The following is a 14,754-nucleotide window of genomic DNA, read 5'->3' on the forward strand; positions in this document are numbered from 1 at the left end:
CACTGAAGCCAGCAATAATAATAACAAGCTTCACGCATTAAAAGCCTTCCATCAGGAAGGCTTTTTGCTATCTGGCCTACAGGAAACGCGCCAGCAGTTGCAACACCAGCCAGGCATACACACCCGCCAGCAAATCATCCAGCATGATCCCCAAACCACCGTGCACGTTACGGTCTGCAATCCGCACAGGCCAGGGTTTCCAGATGTCGAACAGACGAAACAGGGCAAACCCCAGCACAATCCACCACCATCCCTGCGGTGCGGCAGTCATGGTCAGCAGGAAACCGGCGAATTCGTCCCAAACAATACCGCCATGATCATGCACCCCGAGTCGCCGGGAGGATTCCCCACACAACCAGATACCCAACACGACAACCAGCAGTACCGCCAACAAATACCAGCCCAGCGGCAACGGAGCCAACAGCAGATAAAGTGGAATTGCCGCCAACGTCCCTACGGTTCCGGGAGCCTTGGGTGACAAGCCACTGCCAAAACCAAAAGCCAGAAAATGCACTGGCGATGCCAGGACTGTTTTACTCAAATCATTCACAATGATGCTCTTTTACAGATCAATGGTCGTCAGTGGTGCACCACGCATGGCACCACGCCAGACCGGATCAAGCGGTTCCCCGCCAAAACAGGATGTCATCAGCAGCAGGATGTCACCACTACCCGCCACGGCAATCAGTTCTGCCAGCAACTTCAGCGTATCCATGCTGGCAAGATGAATATCCTCCACCACCAGCAAGACCGGCTGGCGGGACAAGCAATCCGTCGAACCACCGATCAGTGCCTGTATGACTTGCCCATCCGTATCCGCAGACATCTGAGGAATCTGGCGCTGGCAGCAGGAAAAACCGTGTGATGCCGCCAACTGGGTGGCCGCCTTGATAATGACGGACTTCTCACTGCTGCTTTCGCCCCGAATCAGGAAACCCTGCCCGCCGATCTGGTCAAGAATGCCCTCTAGCGCACTTTCCAGCAGATACAGAACCCGCTCACGGCTACCCAACGGCTTGCGGCTGGCAGGTTTACCGGAATTACAGGTAAGGCAATAAGCCGCCGCCTCCTCTTCGGCAACAGCAGGGTCTGTGTCCTCCTGTCCTGCCATCAATGCCTTGTACAACGCCTGGGTCGCGGGGTCAGGCTCAACCCCCAGTTCACGTTGCAACAAGCTGCGGCAACGCCTGTACCAGCGCAAGGCGGTCGCCAGATTACCCAGACCGGCATGAGCCTGCATCAGGGCACGGTAGGCTTGCTCCTGCAAGGGTTCAATCCCCAGCAAGCGCACGGCGAAATAGCAAGCTCGCTCATAATCCTGCTGCTCCAGCAACTGTTGCAGGCGCTGCTCGATGGCGGCTGAAGCACGCACGCTGAAATCGGCACGGTAAGTTGCCAGCCATTCGTCAAAGGAATCGGAATGCGGGTTACAGCCTTCCAGAAATTCGCCCTTGTAGGCATCAATCGCCTGATCCAGCGCTGCCTCATCACCAGCCGCCAGACAAGCATTGAAAATATGGACATCAACGTCGATCTGCCCGCTGTCGAGCATGATCCAGTCCTTGGTGGTGTGCAATGGCCCGTTGTCATCGGGAATGACCTTGCGCAAATCTGCCAACGCCTGACGCAGGCTGTGCCGTCCTTGTGTTTCGTCACTGTCAGGCCACAACACTGCTGCCAGTTTCTCCCGTGGGTATTGCTGGTCGGGGTTGACCGCCAGCCATGCTAGCAGCGCTTTGGCCTTGCGGGCGCTTGGTGTGAGGGTTTCACCATTGATATTTATCAAACGAAAACCGCCGAATAACAACAGTTTAACTTTTTTCATCGTCTTCGCCGACTTTGACCTTTGTTTGACGCTGGGGCTGTATTCTGCACCCATCGTATATTGAAACAAAGAGGTATTTATCATGAAAATGATGCGCGGATTTGCAGACCCCATTACATTGGGATTCATTCTGGCTGCTGTTATCGGTGGCGCTGGCGCAATGACTGCTGCCAACACATCATCCGACACCCAGGTCGCCGCAGCGCAAAAACCGGTAGCAACTGCCACTATCAAGATGGCAAACGATACCAGAACCCGCCCGGCAGCACCGGTTGCCACACAGGCTGAACAACAATAAGCCTTTGACGGGTGGCTTGCCCTCCTCCTGCAAGCCACCCGACGTCATTTTCCGTCCCCTGCTCCCCCGTCAATTTACCCTGTTCAAAGATACTCCCGGCATGGAAAATGCAGGCGTAGCACTGTCTGCCAACGTCCTGAGGTTTTACCAATGCCCAATGTCTTCACCTACGGTTCACTGATGTTCGCGCCCGTCTGGTCACGGGTTGTGAATGGCACGTATGCATCCTGCCCTGCCACCCTGCATGGCTATCAGCGGCTTGCGGTCAAGGGGGAGGAATACCCGGTAGCTGTGCTTGCCTCAGCGGCTGACTGCATCGCAGGGCGCATGTATTACGCCGTGAATACGGCAGATATGCAGCGGCTGGATATGTTTGAGGGGGACTATTACGCACGGCTGCCGGTCATGGTAGCCGATGGCAACGGCAAAATGCTGGCGGCAGATGTGTATGTGCTGCGCCCGGAATATGCCGATATTTCCACTGGAAAGGCATGGGATGAAGAACATTTCCGTACAGTGGGAATCAGCACATTTATGCTGAGGTATCAGGGTTTTGGGTAAGTCTTCTCAGGCTCCTGACTGACATGCAACCTAGCAAACTCATCCACGGGAACCTGCACCAGTAAAGGATTGGAGGCGGGCTTCAACCATTTCAGCACCGTCAGCAGATCTTCCTTGCTCATTGCGGTGCAGCCAGACGTTGGCGTCGCCGGGTTCAGCCACACATGCAGGAAAATGGCACTACCACGCCCGGCTTGCGTACCTATCATGTTGTGCCCGACGATCATGCCGTATTCGTATTGGTGATCATCCCGACGCATCCGCTCGAACGAATTCCAGCGCTGTTTGGGTTCATTGGCTTCGGTAAGCGGAATACTGCGCCAATGGTTGTAATCAGGGGAATCGACTGCATCAACAAAGTAATCCCGCTCCCCCACCTGCCGGTACAGCATCCGCAATCCTGTTGGTGCTTCTGCAGCGTAACCGAACACTGTGCCCAAGGGAAAAATGCCTGCGGGTGCTTTGCCGTCACCCTCCATTTTCTCCACACCCTGTACATCAGCGTGCAAGCCCGCGCCCCAGCCCATACCGTTGCGCCCGACCCTGACTGCAATACTGTTGCCGACCGCTCGCCAGCCAGTGGCGGTTTTTTCCATTCGTTGCAAACTGGCGATGGTGCTGTTCCAGCGGCTGCTTTGTACCAGCAATACCTGGCGGGTAGCCTCCGGCAAGCCAAGGTCTGCCAACGAAGGTTGCGGGCTGCGTGAACAGGCTGACAGCAGGGTTAACAACCCCAGTAACAGCAGAACTTGCCAGCCGTGTTTATGTTTCATGTTGCATTCTCCCCGAAAACAAACTTGCCGCCACAATCATGACTGCCCCTGCCCACTCCTGCAAGGTCATGCGCTCAGCGGTCAGCCAGTAGGCCGCCAGTGCAGCTACCACCAGTTCAAACAGGAAAAGGACACTGGCCTGACTGGCAGGCAATCGCGCCACGCCGTATTGCACCGCATAAGTCACGGCGGCAATGGCAAGCGCCAATCCCAGCAACAAGCCGATGGCCTGCCCGGGCAATGCTGGCAACGCTGGTGTGGGGTAAAGCAGCCAACCGGCAGCCGTCAGCCAAGCCACACCTGCCCAGACTGCCACAGTTTTCACGCCATCACTGACGCTTGCCCCCAGATAACGGCCTGCCACTACGCTCAGTGCAAAGGTCATGCCTGCTGACAAGCCCAGCCATTCGGCACGGTTGGCGGGCAATGGCAACCCGGCTTGTGGCTGCCACAACATCACCATTGCGCCGCCCAGTGACAGCAGGATAACCCACCAGCCGATGGCATTCAGGCGTTCCGCCAGCAGCAATCTTGCCAGCAGGACTGTCCACAACGGTGACAGGTAAAACAGCAGCAACACACGCATGATTTCACCTTCCAGAGCGCCCAGCACGTAGCCGACATTGCTCCAGCCGGATGCCAGCCCCAACACCAGCAACCACAACCAGTAACGCCGCGCCTGTAGCAGGGCGTTGGCATAGCGCCAGCCAATCAGCAATAACGGCAGGGTGTAGACCAGGAAAATGGCGGGCAGCCCACCGATACCGAGGTTTTCCAGCAGGCGAAAGGGATACCAGAACAGGCCCCACAGGGTGGCGGAGAACAGCAGGGCTGCGACAGGAAGAAGGCGAATAGCTGAAGGCATTATGCTTGTTTAGCCTGAAACCTCCTGAATCAATGCCATATCCTTGCGCAGCAATTCATTAATCAGTTTCTGCACATCAATACCCTTCGCCTTGGCTTTGACAGAAAAATATTCACGCACATCTTCATCAAGATAGACAGGCAGGTTCAGTGTGGCGTTGGGGCGATAAAACTTGCCACGCTCGGCTTTGGAAAAATCGTATTCTTCTTTCATTTAACCAGCCTCATACTGTTGCTGTTCATGCCGGGTTGCCGGTCTTGCTGAAATGATCCTGACGGTGATTGTCTGGTTATCATGATATTCCACCAGCGTGTGAACCACTACCAACAGACCAGATTTTCTAGTCTTACCGAGTGTTAGCCAACGTTCCTCGTCATCGCTATGGCTGTCATCAAACAGTGTCATTTGCAAAGGATCAAGGAACACTTCCGCTGCTTGCTCAAAACCAATACCGTGTTTACGTCGATTGGTTTCAGCCTTGAAGGGATTCCACTCAAAATTATACTGCACGGTGGCTCCTTTATTATTTTTTGCGCGTCGCCGCTTCGCGGCGTCCCTTGTCTTGACCCCAAGCATCCTACTACTACGGGCAAGCCGTGCCAACGGAAAGGTTTTGAGAAATCAGAAGGTCAGCAATCAGAAATCAGTCGCCAGCACCCAGCACCGCAGAAAAGCCAGGGAGAACTCTCTCTCCCAACACTACTCGAAACCCCAGAATGGGGTCCCGGAGGTCGGGATGAGTCCCGACACGAAAAGCGCACCGCACGAGGTCGGTAGAATTGTACCAGGAACCGCCGCGAAGTATTTTATAATCAACAATATCAAGAGAATCACGCTCAAGCTCCTGTTCTTCCCATTGGTCATACTTGAAATCAGTACTATTGGCATCCTTGCCCCAACGACTACTCGTCCACTCCCAGACATTGCCTGTCATATCATGTAAACCAAATGCCTTCCCCGCCGGAAACATTCCCACCGCTGAAGTTTGACCTATCTTGCCATCATCATAATTCCCCATGCTGGCGTCGGCCTCATCCCCCCACGCATAACGCAGGCCCTGTTGGCCACGGGCAGCATATTCCCATTCAGCTTCAGTTGGCAGACGGATTTGCGGCCTATCTACCACCCCTTCAGGTTTAATATCCGCCAGCAAATCATTCAGCCAAACGCTGTACACCAATGCCTCGAACCACGACACACCAACCACAGGATGGTTATCAAGCCCCAACTTCCTATCCTTCCAGTAATAAGGCTGAAAACGCTTCCTATCGTTTTTCAGCCAGTTTTTATACGCATCACGGCTTTTCTCTGACCATGTCTCCAGCAACTTTTCGCCGACCATTTCCCCCGCAAGCCACAAACCGGCAGCTTCCGGCAGTTTTTCATGCCAAAAGGCTTTATCCTCATACATGCCTGCTTCGATGAAACAGCGATATTGGGCGTTTGTCACCGGATAACGGCTGATAAAGAATTCGGGCAAGGTTACATCATGGGCTGGCTTTTCGTCGTTGTAGCCCTCATCCCCTGTTGTCCCCATTTGGAATGTTCCCGCTGGAATCTTTGCCCAGTCAATGTCAGGGATAGTGTGTTTCTGCTCGCCCCGTTGACGCATGACAGGCAAACCGTTGACTTTTTTTACCGTCACACCGGGGCGCGGATCACCTATATCACTCAGGATGCGCCCCGCTCCGGCACGTTCCTGCATGTCGGCTTCGCCATTGCGCATCAAATCCTGCAAACCCTGCTGGACTTTGCGGGTCATGCGGTTGCCCAGTACCGTCACACCCACGTCATTCAAAGCTTCGCCCGCAAACAGGATATGGCCTGACTCACCAATGGCAAGCAATTCTTCCAGAATGCCGTTGGCTTTTTCAGGGGCAGTGTTCACCACCGACATGACCCCCAGCGACAGCAGCAGGGTTTCTTTCCAGTGTTCCGGTTGTTGCAGCAGTTCAGGGATGGTTTCACACAAGGCTTTTTCAGGCTCCAGTGCCAGACCGAAACCGGCCAAATATTCCTCAAACGTCAGGTGGATGAAGCCATACTGTCGATGGCCTTTTTCGATCAGCAGGTTGGAGTATTTATGGACAGAATCAAGGAAACCCTTTGACTGCTCATCTGCCTCCTTACGGGTATAACCATCTTCCTGATAGTAATCCAGCAGGTAATCACGCATGGCGTCTTCGTGGATCAGACCACCTTGCGGATTGGTTTTACGCAGATGCAAGGCCAGTTTCGCCAGCAAACGTTGGGTCGGGGAAAAGTCGATTTCCGGGCCGATAGGTTGTTTGTCGAGGCTACGGCTGCGGTTCCAGCTACGCAGCAGCGTTCCCATGTACAGGTTGTAAAGTTCTACCCGACGGTGTGGCAGCGTCACTCCTTGCCGCTTGATCAATGCCAACAAGGATGCCAGTAACGGGTTGCCCGACAAACGCCGGATGCCGGTATTATTGCCAATCACTTGCAACAGGGATTGCAGTTCGTTTTCCGCCAGACGCTGGGCGTTTTCATGGCTCTCACCACCCGCCCATGCCAATTCAGCCGCCAGCGTAAATGCCTGGAAAAACCGCCCGATTTCCTCCTCATTCCAGTCATTCAGGGCAACTGTCTGCCAGCGCGGGTCACGCAGCGGGTAATCGCGGTAGCCGACAAACCGGCTGGTGACAACCATGCGGTTGCCGCTTTGTTGCTGGCTAGCCGGGTCAGGAATCCACGCCCGCACGAAGTCTTCTACTTGTGAGACGACCTTACCCCGGTTATTACCAACCTCATCCAGCCCATCCATCAGCACAACCGCTTTTTGCTGCTGGAGTGCTTCGGTGAACAAGCGTTGCAGCTTGTCCCTGTCCAGTTGGGTACGCTTGCACTGGAAATAGTCAGGCAGGAAATTTTCAAAACTGATGCTGTCGCGCTCCAGTTCCTTGCTGTAGGCATTCAGGGGCAACAGGATGGGCAACGGCGCGTTGTCACGTTGCGCCAAACCTAATGCGAGCCGTTTCATGCTGGTGGATTTGCCGCTACCGGGGTCGCCGAGGATCACCAATGCCTGCTGGTTGTTGATCCATTGTTCAACGGGCAACGCAGAGGCTTCAGCTTTCAGGATTTCCTGTTCCAGTGCATCAGGGTCACTGCCTGCCATTGCCTTGGCTCCACAATAATAGCGCCCGCCCAAACGATGCCATGACTCGCCATCCGGCGTATCCAGCCGGGCACGGAGTGGCACATACACCGCTTCCAACGTAACGCCGCTGGAGCCTTTCACCGCTTCGGCAATGCCATCAATTCCCTTGAAATCCAGATATTTGTAGGTTTCAACGATATAACGGCGATATTCAGCAAGCTGCTGCTGCAATTCCTCATCGGTAAACTGCGGGCTGGCCTGATCACCGTAGAGGTTGATCACCAGTTTTTCGATGGTGTTCTTGTCACCCTGCACGAAATCCTGATCGACTTCGACCTTGCCTTTGAAGAGCGTGTTAGCCTTGTCCAGCATCTTTCCCACCGTTTACCGTTTTGTTGCCCAAGGTAAGATCACCACCTACCAGAACATCTTTACGGAAGGTTGTCGTTGTCACATTGCCAGCCTGGGCTTTATCTGACTGCTTACCTTCGACAAAATGCCAGACCGCCGCAAAAAATGTCAGAATTACACCCAAAATTCCCAAACCTTTAGCAAGCATTTCCTCAATCTTGAGAATCCGCTCCATCCCCGCCGGATCAAGTGCAAGAACATGCTGGGTCAAGGCAAAGATTTCATCCGAGAAATGGAAAGCCACCCCTACCAATAGCGCCAATACCCAAATAACCGCAATCAACCTCCAAACCATGACAACACTCCTTTCTTCGCCTCCTTCAAAAAACCCCGCACCGCGCCACCCAAGACAGGATGCGGAGTCACTTCGCTATTTGACCGGAGGGCAAACCGTCGCGATCCGGGTCGGGGCAAGCTGGCTATTGGTCATTGCACCACCGTCGGCTATCCGTGGATACACCGCTCTGCCGAATGCAAGCCGTTGACTATGGAGAACTCACTCTCCCAACACTACTCGAAACCCCAGATTGTTGTTTCGGTTGTTGGGATGATTCCTGTTACGAATAGCGCACCGCACGTTGTCGGTAGAATTGTTCCAGGAACCGCCGCGAGTTGCCCCAACCCGCCATTAATCTGACCGATAAGCGGCAGTTTTGCAAATAAAACTTCACAAGTTTTTTTACCCACAAAAAAACCGGCACGCAGCCGGTCTCCTTGTTTCAACAGGTGGCAATTACTTGCTATGTGGATCAGCCACTTTATCTGCCAGTGATTCTGGCAAGAAGCGCAACACCTTCACCCCGATAGTCACCATAACCAACGCGAGTGCAATACCACCAAGACCCAGCATCAACTCCCAAATACTTGGGGTATAGCTGTTAACCACACCATCAAAATAATCACTGGAAACTTCCGCACCAGGGAACAGCGTCAGCGGATACGCCTGCCCACCGACCAGAATCACATACAGTTGGGCAAAGCCACCCAGAATGGTGAAACCCGCTGCCAACAACAACGCCACACGGTTGTTCGCCAGCTTGCGGCAGAAAATCAGCGACAATGGCAGTAAGCTACCCAGCATGATTTGCCCTACCCAGAACAACTGGGTGTAAATACCGCCTTCAAACAAAATGAAGTAGGTTACACCCGCCCGTTGCGCGATATACAAACCAGTCAACTGACGCGCCAATTCCAGCAGCAGCACACCACCGATGAACACCGCCAACAGGTAACGCAAACGGTTCAGCACCGCATCACCCAGCGGGCGACCAGTCCAAGTGTATGCAAAATACAGCACCAGAATGAACACTGCCAAGCCGAAGGCAAACGACATCACAATAAACAACGGCGCCATGACTGCCGAGTTATAGAAATCACGAGCCACCAAGAAACCGAAGATGGAACCTGTCCCCAGCGTCAGGATCAAGCGCCAGCTAAACGCGAAGAAACCGGCTGGCTTGTAGAACTTCTTGGCATGGCGATCCATCATCGTCCACACGTAAACCGCAGCCAACGCTAGGAAACCGTTGTAGAGAATGATGTTCCACGCAAAAATGGATTTGAAATTGTAAGTCGTCATTGCCACGATCAAACGGTCAGGGCGACCCAAATCCAGTACCAGTACAATCAGACCACCGATCAGCAGCGACATCGCCACCAGTGCCGACAAACGTCCCATCGGCTGGTAAATGCCCTTGCCAAACACCGTACCGATCGAACCGACGTTCAATGCACCCGACGCCGCTACGATCAGGAAAATCGCAAACACGTGTGGCAACCCCCACACGATCTGGTTATTCATGCCGGTAACGTAATGCCCGTGGTGTTCGTTGTGGAAAAACGCCAATGCACCCAATGCCAGGAATGCACCCAATACCGCCAGCAGGATGAAAAATCCCTTACTTTCACGGGTTTCGCGGAAAGTGATAGATTGACTTGCCATGGATTACTGCCCTTCCGTTAAATGCCGTAGTAACGCACACCAGTGTTCAAATTCAGGTCAGCACGGATTTGCTTGCCGCCCATCGCTTTGAGCTTCTGGCTGATGGTGCTGTTCGGGTCGTTGAGATCGCCGAACGTAACCGCATCCGGTGCTGCTTGCACACACGCTGGCAACTGCCCGTTATCCACCCGGTGGACGCACAGATTGCAGGATTCCACCGTGCCAATACCACGCGGCGAATGCATTTTCTGATCGACCAGATGTTCATGCACAAAGCTACGCGCCTTGTAAGGGCAAGCCATCATACAGTAACGGCAACCGATGCAGATATGCTTGTTGACTTGCACAATACCGTCAGCCCGCTTCATGGATGCCCCTGTCGGGCACACATCCACGCACGGCGGTTGTTCGCAATGCTGGCACATCACCGGCAATTCAAAGCTGTTTTTGGTCAGCTTGTCGGTAACTTTCACCACCCGTGCCCAATGGGCTTTTTGCTCAGGGGCAGAATGCGGGTTGTTATCCCAACCATGTTCTTTCTTGCAGGCGGCAACCATGCCACGCCCACCATCAGTGAGCCTGGTAACGTCAATCAGCATCCCCCAGCGCTTGGCACTGGTTACAGCTTGAGCCGGGTCTTTGGCAGCCACTTCACCGGCAGCATGGGCTTCACGCAGGATGAAACCGGGCGCAACCGTAGCAACGGCAGCAGCACCACCGAGTGCCGCCACAAAACGACGGCGGTATTCGTCAACACGGTTCTCGCTCATTTCGCAGCTCCTTGTACAGGTTGCGCTACCATCTGGACTTCTGCCGCTGACGGTGCTTGTGCAGCCGTCACACCTTGCGTGAAATGATGGGCTTCCGCACTTCCGACCTTGTGCTGGTAGTCCTGCATATCTGCTGCCGGGCGGTCAGCATGACACTGGAAACAGTCGATCTTTTGCCCAACTGCTGCGTGACAAGTAGTGCAGAAATGCTCGTCGTCACCGTAACGCAACGGCGAACCGTCGGCTTTGACCGGGGCAACGTGGCAGTTGATGCACTCGTTCAGGCTGTGTTGCTTGGTACGGATACCTTCAATCATGGTTGCATCACGCTGGTGCATGAGCATGTCCATGTGTTTGGTACGGATCACGTTTTCCGGCTCAACGCATTCATTGGCCTTTTGCTTTGCTGTGGCAAGGTTGAGGTCAGCCTCGGTTGGGCCTTTGCTACAACCTGCCAGCAGCGTGGCTAAAGCCAGCGCTGATGCCAGAATTACCTTTGAAAACTTGCTAGTCATGCTGATTCCTGTCGAGCCTGCACTCAAGGCGCGGGTGATTACTCACCCAGACCCATTTCGATGTAGCCGGTTGGGCAAACGTCTGCACAGATATGGCAGCCGATGCACTTGGCGTAGTCGGTAGCAACGTAACGGCCCAGTGTTGCCTGTTTCTTAGGCACACGATAAACAGCCGTTTGCGGGCAGTAAATAACGCAGTTGTCGCACTCGAAGCACATGCCGCAGCTCATGCAGCGCTTGGCTTCCTTGACCACATCAGCTTCTGCCAGCGGGTTCATCCGCTCAGCGAAGTGACCCAGTACTTCTTCAGCGGTCGGCACGTCTTCAGTACGCAGGTTGCGGTCAACCTTGTTGAAATGCCCCAGGAACAGATCACGGGATGGCACGATCACATTCTTGGAACGGTCATCGTAGTTGTGTACTGCAAATTTCGCGTCGGAAGTACCGCGCAGGTCGTCAGCCTTGGTTGCTTCGTAGCTGGCTGGATCCAGACCAGCCTCATGCAGCTTCTGCATCAGGTCGAAGTGGTGCTTGTCCACTTTCGGGCGTTTTTTCAGCTCTTCAGCCTTCAGGAACTGGTCAATGGTCTGGGAAGCGATGGAAGCCTGACCGATAGCGGTGGTCAACAGGTGTGGACGGATAATGTCACCTGCTGCAAAATGCTTGGCTTTGCCTTTGACACGGTACAGGGCATCAGCGTCGATCTGGTTACGACCGTTGTTGAAAGCATCCAGACCATCCAGCTTGCCGAACTGACCGATCGCGGACACGATCAGGTCTGCTTCGATGATGGTTTCCTTGCCGCCTTCTTTTGGCTGCGGCATGTTGCCTTTCATCACGCACTCAACCACTTTCAGGCCGATGGCACGACCGTCAGCGCCAAACACGATTTCTTTCGGCATGACTTCGGTCAGGATGGTAACGCCTTCTTTCAGCGCGTCCTGTACTTCGTGTTCTGCTGCGGTCATTTGATCCAGCGGGAACAGGGTGGTCAGGGTGACAGTCGCAGGCACTTTCTCGCCCACTTCACCGTGAACCAGCTTGCCAGTAGCGGAATCTTCACCGTTTTCTGCGTAGTTCGCCAATGTACCAATCCGACGGGAAACGGATACCACGTCGATGGAGGTATCACCACCACCCACACACACTACGCGCGGGGCAGTGTATTTCATCGTGCCTTTGTTGAAAGCTTCCAGGAAATCGACCGCAGAAATGCAGTTGGGTGTTTCGGCAAACTTTTCAACGAACAGGTCACGACCGTTCCAGCAACCCACCGTCCACAGGATCGCGTCGAAATCGCTTTCCAATTGCTCAACGGTTACATCAGTACCTACTTTGGTGTTGCACTGGATGGTAATGTCGCCCATGTCGATGATGCGCTGCATTTCTGCCGCCAGCTTGTCGCGTGGAACGCGGTAGCCAGGGATGCCATAACGCATCATGCCGCCCAATTCAGGGTGCTGTTCAAACACAGTGGAGGCGTGACCCATACGGCGCAACTGGTAAGCCGCTGCCATACCTGCCGGGCCACCGCCGATGATGGCGACTTTCTTGCCGCTCAGTTCTGCACCTGCTTCAAATTTGAAGCCGTTAGCAATGGCAGTATCGCCGATGTATTGTTCAACCGAGTTGATGCCAACGAAATCGTCAACGTCGTTACGGTTACAACCCGTCTGGCACGGTGCAGGGCAAACACGCCCCATCATGGACGGGAACGGGTTGGCATTGGTGGAACGGCGGAAAGCGTATTCCTGCATGGTCATGCCAACCGGTGGCTTCTCGATGCCGCGCACAATCTGCAACCAGCCACGGATGTCTTCACCAGACGGGCAGCTACCCTGGCAAGGTGGTGTCTTGTGGATGTAAGTCGGGCATTTGTGACTGGTATCAGCGACAAAAATCTTGTCGTGCATACTGTCCCATTCATGGTCGCCATCCTTGAAACGGCGGAACGTGAGACCATTACCTTTGAGCTTGCTGTCGTGAGCTGCGGTTGCCATGCTTACTATCTCCTGTTGGAAAACCCGGACAATACCGGATCAATCAATACTTAAAACGTTATCGGATCAGAGGAAAGCCAACGTCTTATGCGTCGTCGTCCTCATCCTCATCATCATCTTTAGGCCGTGGTGGAATCACGGACTCCTGGCGTTGCAGGATGATTGCATTGCTCACCAACTGGTGGACGCTGACAATCTGATCCATGGTGAAACCGTAGTACGGCAACACCTTCGTAAACTGGGATTTGCAGATGGCGCAAATCGCTGCCATGTGCGTCACACCGTTGTGCAAGGAAACATGCCGCAGGGCTTCCGCACGTGGCTGGATGCCTTTCACCCGCAGTTCCATCAGGTCGTCGGTTAACAAACCGCCACCGCCACCGCAACAGAAAGTCGCGTCATGAATGGTATCGGCAGGCATGTCCACGAAGTGGTTACACACGGCTTTGATAACATTACGCGGAATGTCGAACTGACCGCCGGGGTAATCGCCCATACGGCTACCACGCGCCACGTTGCACGAGTCGTGGAAAGTCAGCACCTTATCGTCATTCTCGGTTTTATCAATTTTCAACGTGCCTTTTTGCAGCTCACCCCAAGTGTATTCGAGGATGTGTTGCGGAATCGGGTAACGCTGATCCAAGAAATCGAACGGCCCAGCCAGGGTATTCAGGAAGCTGTACGCCACGCGCCAGGCATGACCGCATTCACCAAATACAATGCGCTTGACCTTGAGCTTGATCGCCGCCTCACGCACACGCAGGGAAACCCGACGCATATTTTCGTAAGAGCCGACAAACATACCAAAGTTGGCGGCCTCGGAGGCGTGTGAGCTAAACGTCCAGGTTACGCCGGTTTCATGGAATACCTTGCCGTAACCGATCAAGCCATCAATGTGTGGCTCAGCGAAGAAGTCGGCTGATGGCGTCACCAGCAGGATTTCTGCACCTTCCAGATCCAGTGGGTAGCGCACCGCGATGCCGGTATCTGCTTCCACGTCTTCTTCCAAACCTTCCAGCGTATCTGCCAGCGCCATTCCCGGCAGGCCAAGGTTGTTACCGATCTTGAAAACCTTGCCGATGATTTCGTTGTTATACTTGGAACCGTAACCAACATGGTCGAGAATTTCCCGCGCTGCCATCGAGATTTCAGCGGTGTCGATACCATACGGGCAGAACACGGAACAACGGCGGCATTGTGAACACTGGTGGTAATAGTTATACCAGTCCTTGATCACATCTTCGGTCAGGTCAACCGCGCCCACCAGTTTCGGGAAGTATTTGCCCGCAAACGTGAAGTAACGGCGATACACCTTGCGCAGCAAATCCTGACGCGCCACTGGCATGTTTTTGGGATCGGAAGTACCGATAAAATAATGACACTTGTCAGTACACGCACCGCACTTGACGCAGATGTCCAGATACACTTGCAGGGAACGGTAACGGCCTTTCAAGTCAGCCATTTTTTCCAGCGCACGTTCTTTCCAGTTGGGAACCAGCTCACCGACTGCCGCAAAGTCAGTCGGAAAACCCATCGCTTTCTGGAAATCCGCCTTGGCGATAAACGGGCCAGAACCCTTCATGGTATCTTCTTTGACTGCCGGGACTTCGGTATAGCCTTCCCCAGTCAGTTTTGGAATCTCGTAATCAGCCACGATAGATGCCTCTTAAATC

Annotated in this window: 15 protein-coding genes and 1 pseudogene; 2 read left to right on the forward strand and 14 right to left on the reverse strand. The window is 54.0% G+C overall.

Annotated features, from left to right (window positions below; genetic code table 11):
- Positions 1–76: 76 nt before the first annotated feature.
- Positions 77–541 carry a phosphatidylglycerophosphatase A family protein gene (locus B2U47_RS04740; protein ID WP_296681440.1) on the reverse strand — a complete coding sequence of 155 codons (465 nt, stop codon included), beginning with the start codon at positions 539–541 and terminating at the stop codon, positions 77–79.
- A gap of 21 nt (positions 542–562) precedes the next feature.
- A complete protein-coding gene (locus B2U47_RS04745; protein ID WP_296681442.1) occupies positions 563–1,825 on the reverse strand; it encodes an AfsR/SARP family transcriptional regulator in 1,263 nt (420 codons plus the stop codon).
- An 82-nt stretch (positions 1,826–1,907) separates the two neighbouring features.
- Here B2U47_RS04745 and B2U47_RS04750 point away from each other — a divergent pair, with 82 nt between their 5' ends.
- The gene (locus B2U47_RS04750; protein WP_296681444.1) at positions 1,908–2,123 is read left to right on the forward strand and encodes a hypothetical protein; all 216 of its coding nucleotides are present in this window, start codon (positions 1,908–1,910) and stop codon (positions 2,121–2,123) included.
- 150 nt (positions 2,124–2,273) lie between these two features.
- Positions 2,274–2,684 carry a gamma-glutamylcyclotransferase family protein gene (locus B2U47_RS04755; RefSeq protein ID WP_296681446.1) on the forward strand — a complete coding sequence of 137 codons (411 nt, stop codon included), beginning with the start codon at positions 2,274–2,276 and terminating at the stop codon, positions 2,682–2,684.
- On the opposite strand, the gene B2U47_RS04760 is transcribed toward B2U47_RS04755, so the two are convergent.
- The 12 genes and pseudogenes from B2U47_RS04760 to dsrK all read right to left on the reverse strand — a co-directional run bounded on the left by B2U47_RS04760 (position 2,669) and on the right by dsrK (position 14,735).
- Positions 2,669–3,457 carry a L,D-transpeptidase family protein gene (locus B2U47_RS04760; RefSeq protein ID WP_296681448.1) on the reverse strand — a complete coding sequence of 263 codons (789 nt, stop codon included), beginning with the start codon at positions 3,455–3,457 and terminating at the stop codon, positions 2,669–2,671. The two genes, B2U47_RS04755 and B2U47_RS04760, sit on opposite strands and share 16 nt — an antisense overlap.
- Positions 3,447–4,322, reverse strand: coding sequence for a DMT family transporter (locus B2U47_RS04765; protein ID WP_296681450.1), 876 nt, complete (start codon positions 4,320–4,322; stop codon positions 3,447–3,449). Before B2U47_RS04765 ends, B2U47_RS04760 begins: the two co-directional genes overlap by 11 nt.
- A 9-nt stretch (positions 4,323–4,331) precedes the next feature.
- Entirely contained in the window at positions 4,332–4,535 is a 204-nt protein-coding gene (locus tag B2U47_RS04770) for a hypothetical protein (RefSeq protein ID WP_296681451.1), read from the reverse strand.
- Positions 4,536–4,832 carry a BrnT family toxin gene (locus B2U47_RS04775; protein ID WP_296681453.1) on the reverse strand — a complete coding sequence of 99 codons (297 nt, stop codon included), beginning with the start codon at positions 4,830–4,832 and terminating at the stop codon, positions 4,536–4,538.
- Between the two features lie 133 nt (positions 4,833–4,965).
- Positions 4,966–7,815 carry an SUMF1/EgtB/PvdO family nonheme iron enzyme gene (locus tag B2U47_RS04780; RefSeq protein WP_296681455.1) on the reverse strand — a complete coding sequence of 950 codons (2,850 nt, stop codon included), beginning with the start codon at positions 7,813–7,815 and terminating at the stop codon, positions 4,966–4,968.
- On the reverse strand, positions 7,799–8,149 hold the full coding sequence (locus tag B2U47_RS04785) for a hypothetical protein (protein WP_296681457.1): 351 nt from the start codon (positions 8,147–8,149) through the stop codon (positions 7,799–7,801). The genes B2U47_RS04780 and B2U47_RS04785 overlap by 17 nt, the downstream gene beginning before the upstream one ends.
- 201 nt (positions 8,150–8,350) lie before the next feature.
- Positions 8,351–8,458: pseudogene (locus B2U47_RS04790) on the reverse strand (formylglycine-generating enzyme family protein); the annotation flags it as partial.
- A gap of 129 nt (positions 8,459–8,587) precedes the next feature.
- Positions 8,588–9,796 carry an NrfD/PsrC family molybdoenzyme membrane anchor subunit gene (gene nrfD / locus B2U47_RS04795; RefSeq protein ID WP_296681459.1) on the reverse strand — a complete coding sequence of 403 codons (1,209 nt, stop codon included), beginning with the start codon at positions 9,794–9,796 and terminating at the stop codon, positions 8,588–8,590.
- Between the two features lie 17 nt (positions 9,797–9,813).
- Positions 9,814–10,566 carry a sulfate reduction electron transfer complex DsrMKJOP subunit DsrO gene (dsrO, locus tag B2U47_RS04800; RefSeq protein ID WP_296681461.1) on the reverse strand — a complete coding sequence of 251 codons (753 nt, stop codon included), beginning with the start codon at positions 10,564–10,566 and terminating at the stop codon, positions 9,814–9,816.
- Complete coding sequence (locus B2U47_RS04805) at positions 10,563–11,081, reverse strand: hypothetical protein (protein WP_296681463.1); 519 nt, start codon at positions 11,079–11,081, stop codon at positions 10,563–10,565. The genes dsrO and B2U47_RS04805 overlap by 4 nt, the downstream gene beginning before the upstream one ends.
- A gap of 38 nt (positions 11,082–11,119) precedes the next feature.
- On the reverse strand, positions 11,120–13,081 hold the full coding sequence (locus B2U47_RS04810) for an NAD(P)-binding protein (protein ID WP_296681465.1): 1,962 nt from the start codon (positions 13,079–13,081) through the stop codon (positions 11,120–11,122).
- A gap of 85 nt (positions 13,082–13,166) precedes the next feature.
- Positions 13,167–14,735: a sulfate reduction electron transfer complex DsrMKJOP subunit DsrK gene (gene dsrK / locus B2U47_RS04815; RefSeq protein ID WP_296681466.1), complete on the reverse strand. Its 1,569-nt coding sequence runs from the start codon at positions 14,733–14,735 to the stop codon at positions 13,167–13,169.
- Between the last annotated feature and the right edge of the window lie 19 nt (positions 14,736–14,754).

The sequence above is a fragment of the Thiothrix sp. UBA5583 genome (genome assembly GCA_002425225.1).
GTDB classification, from domain to species: domain Bacteria; phylum Pseudomonadota; class Gammaproteobacteria; order Thiotrichales; family Thiotrichaceae; genus Thiothrix; species Thiothrix moscowensis.

Coding starts and splice junctions, on each gene's coding strand:
- B2U47_RS04745 (WP_296681442.1), bottom strand. CDS start 1,825: ATGAAAAAAGTTAAACTGTTGTTATTCGGCGGTTTTCGTTTGATAAAT.
- B2U47_RS04750 (WP_296681444.1), top strand. CDS start 1,908: ATGAAAATGATGCGCGGATTTGCAGACCCCATTACATTGGGATTCATT.
- B2U47_RS04755 (WP_296681446.1), top strand. CDS start 2,274: ATGCCCAATGTCTTCACCTACGGTTCACTGATGTTCGCGCCCGTCTGG.
- B2U47_RS04760 (WP_296681448.1), bottom strand. CDS start 3,457: ATGAAACATAAACACGGCTGGCAAGTTCTGCTGTTACTGGGGTTGTTA.
- B2U47_RS04765 (WP_296681450.1), bottom strand. CDS start 4,322: ATGCCTTCAGCTATTCGCCTTCTTCCTGTCGCAGCCCTGCTGTTCTCC.
- B2U47_RS04770 (WP_296681451.1), bottom strand. CDS start 4,535: ATGAAAGAAGAATACGATTTTTCCAAAGCCGAGCGTGGCAAGTTTTAT.
- B2U47_RS04780 (WP_296681455.1), bottom strand. CDS start 7,815: ATGCTGGACAAGGCTAACACGCTCTTCAAAGGCAAGGTCGAAGTCGAT.
- B2U47_RS04785 (WP_296681457.1), bottom strand. CDS start 8,149: ATGGTTTGGAGGTTGATTGCGGTTATTTGGGTATTGGCGCTATTGGTA.
- nrfD (WP_296681459.1), bottom strand. CDS start 9,796: ATGGCAAGTCAATCTATCACTTTCCGCGAAACCCGTGAAAGTAAGGGA.
- dsrO (WP_296681461.1), bottom strand. CDS start 10,566: ATGAGCGAGAACCGTGTTGACGAATACCGCCGTCGTTTTGTGGCGGCA.
- B2U47_RS04805 (WP_296681463.1), bottom strand. CDS start 11,081: ATGACTAGCAAGTTTTCAAAGGTAATTCTGGCATCAGCGCTGGCTTTA.
- B2U47_RS04810 (WP_296681465.1), bottom strand. CDS start 13,081: ATGGCAACCGCAGCTCACGACAGCAAGCTCAAAGGTAATGGTCTCACG.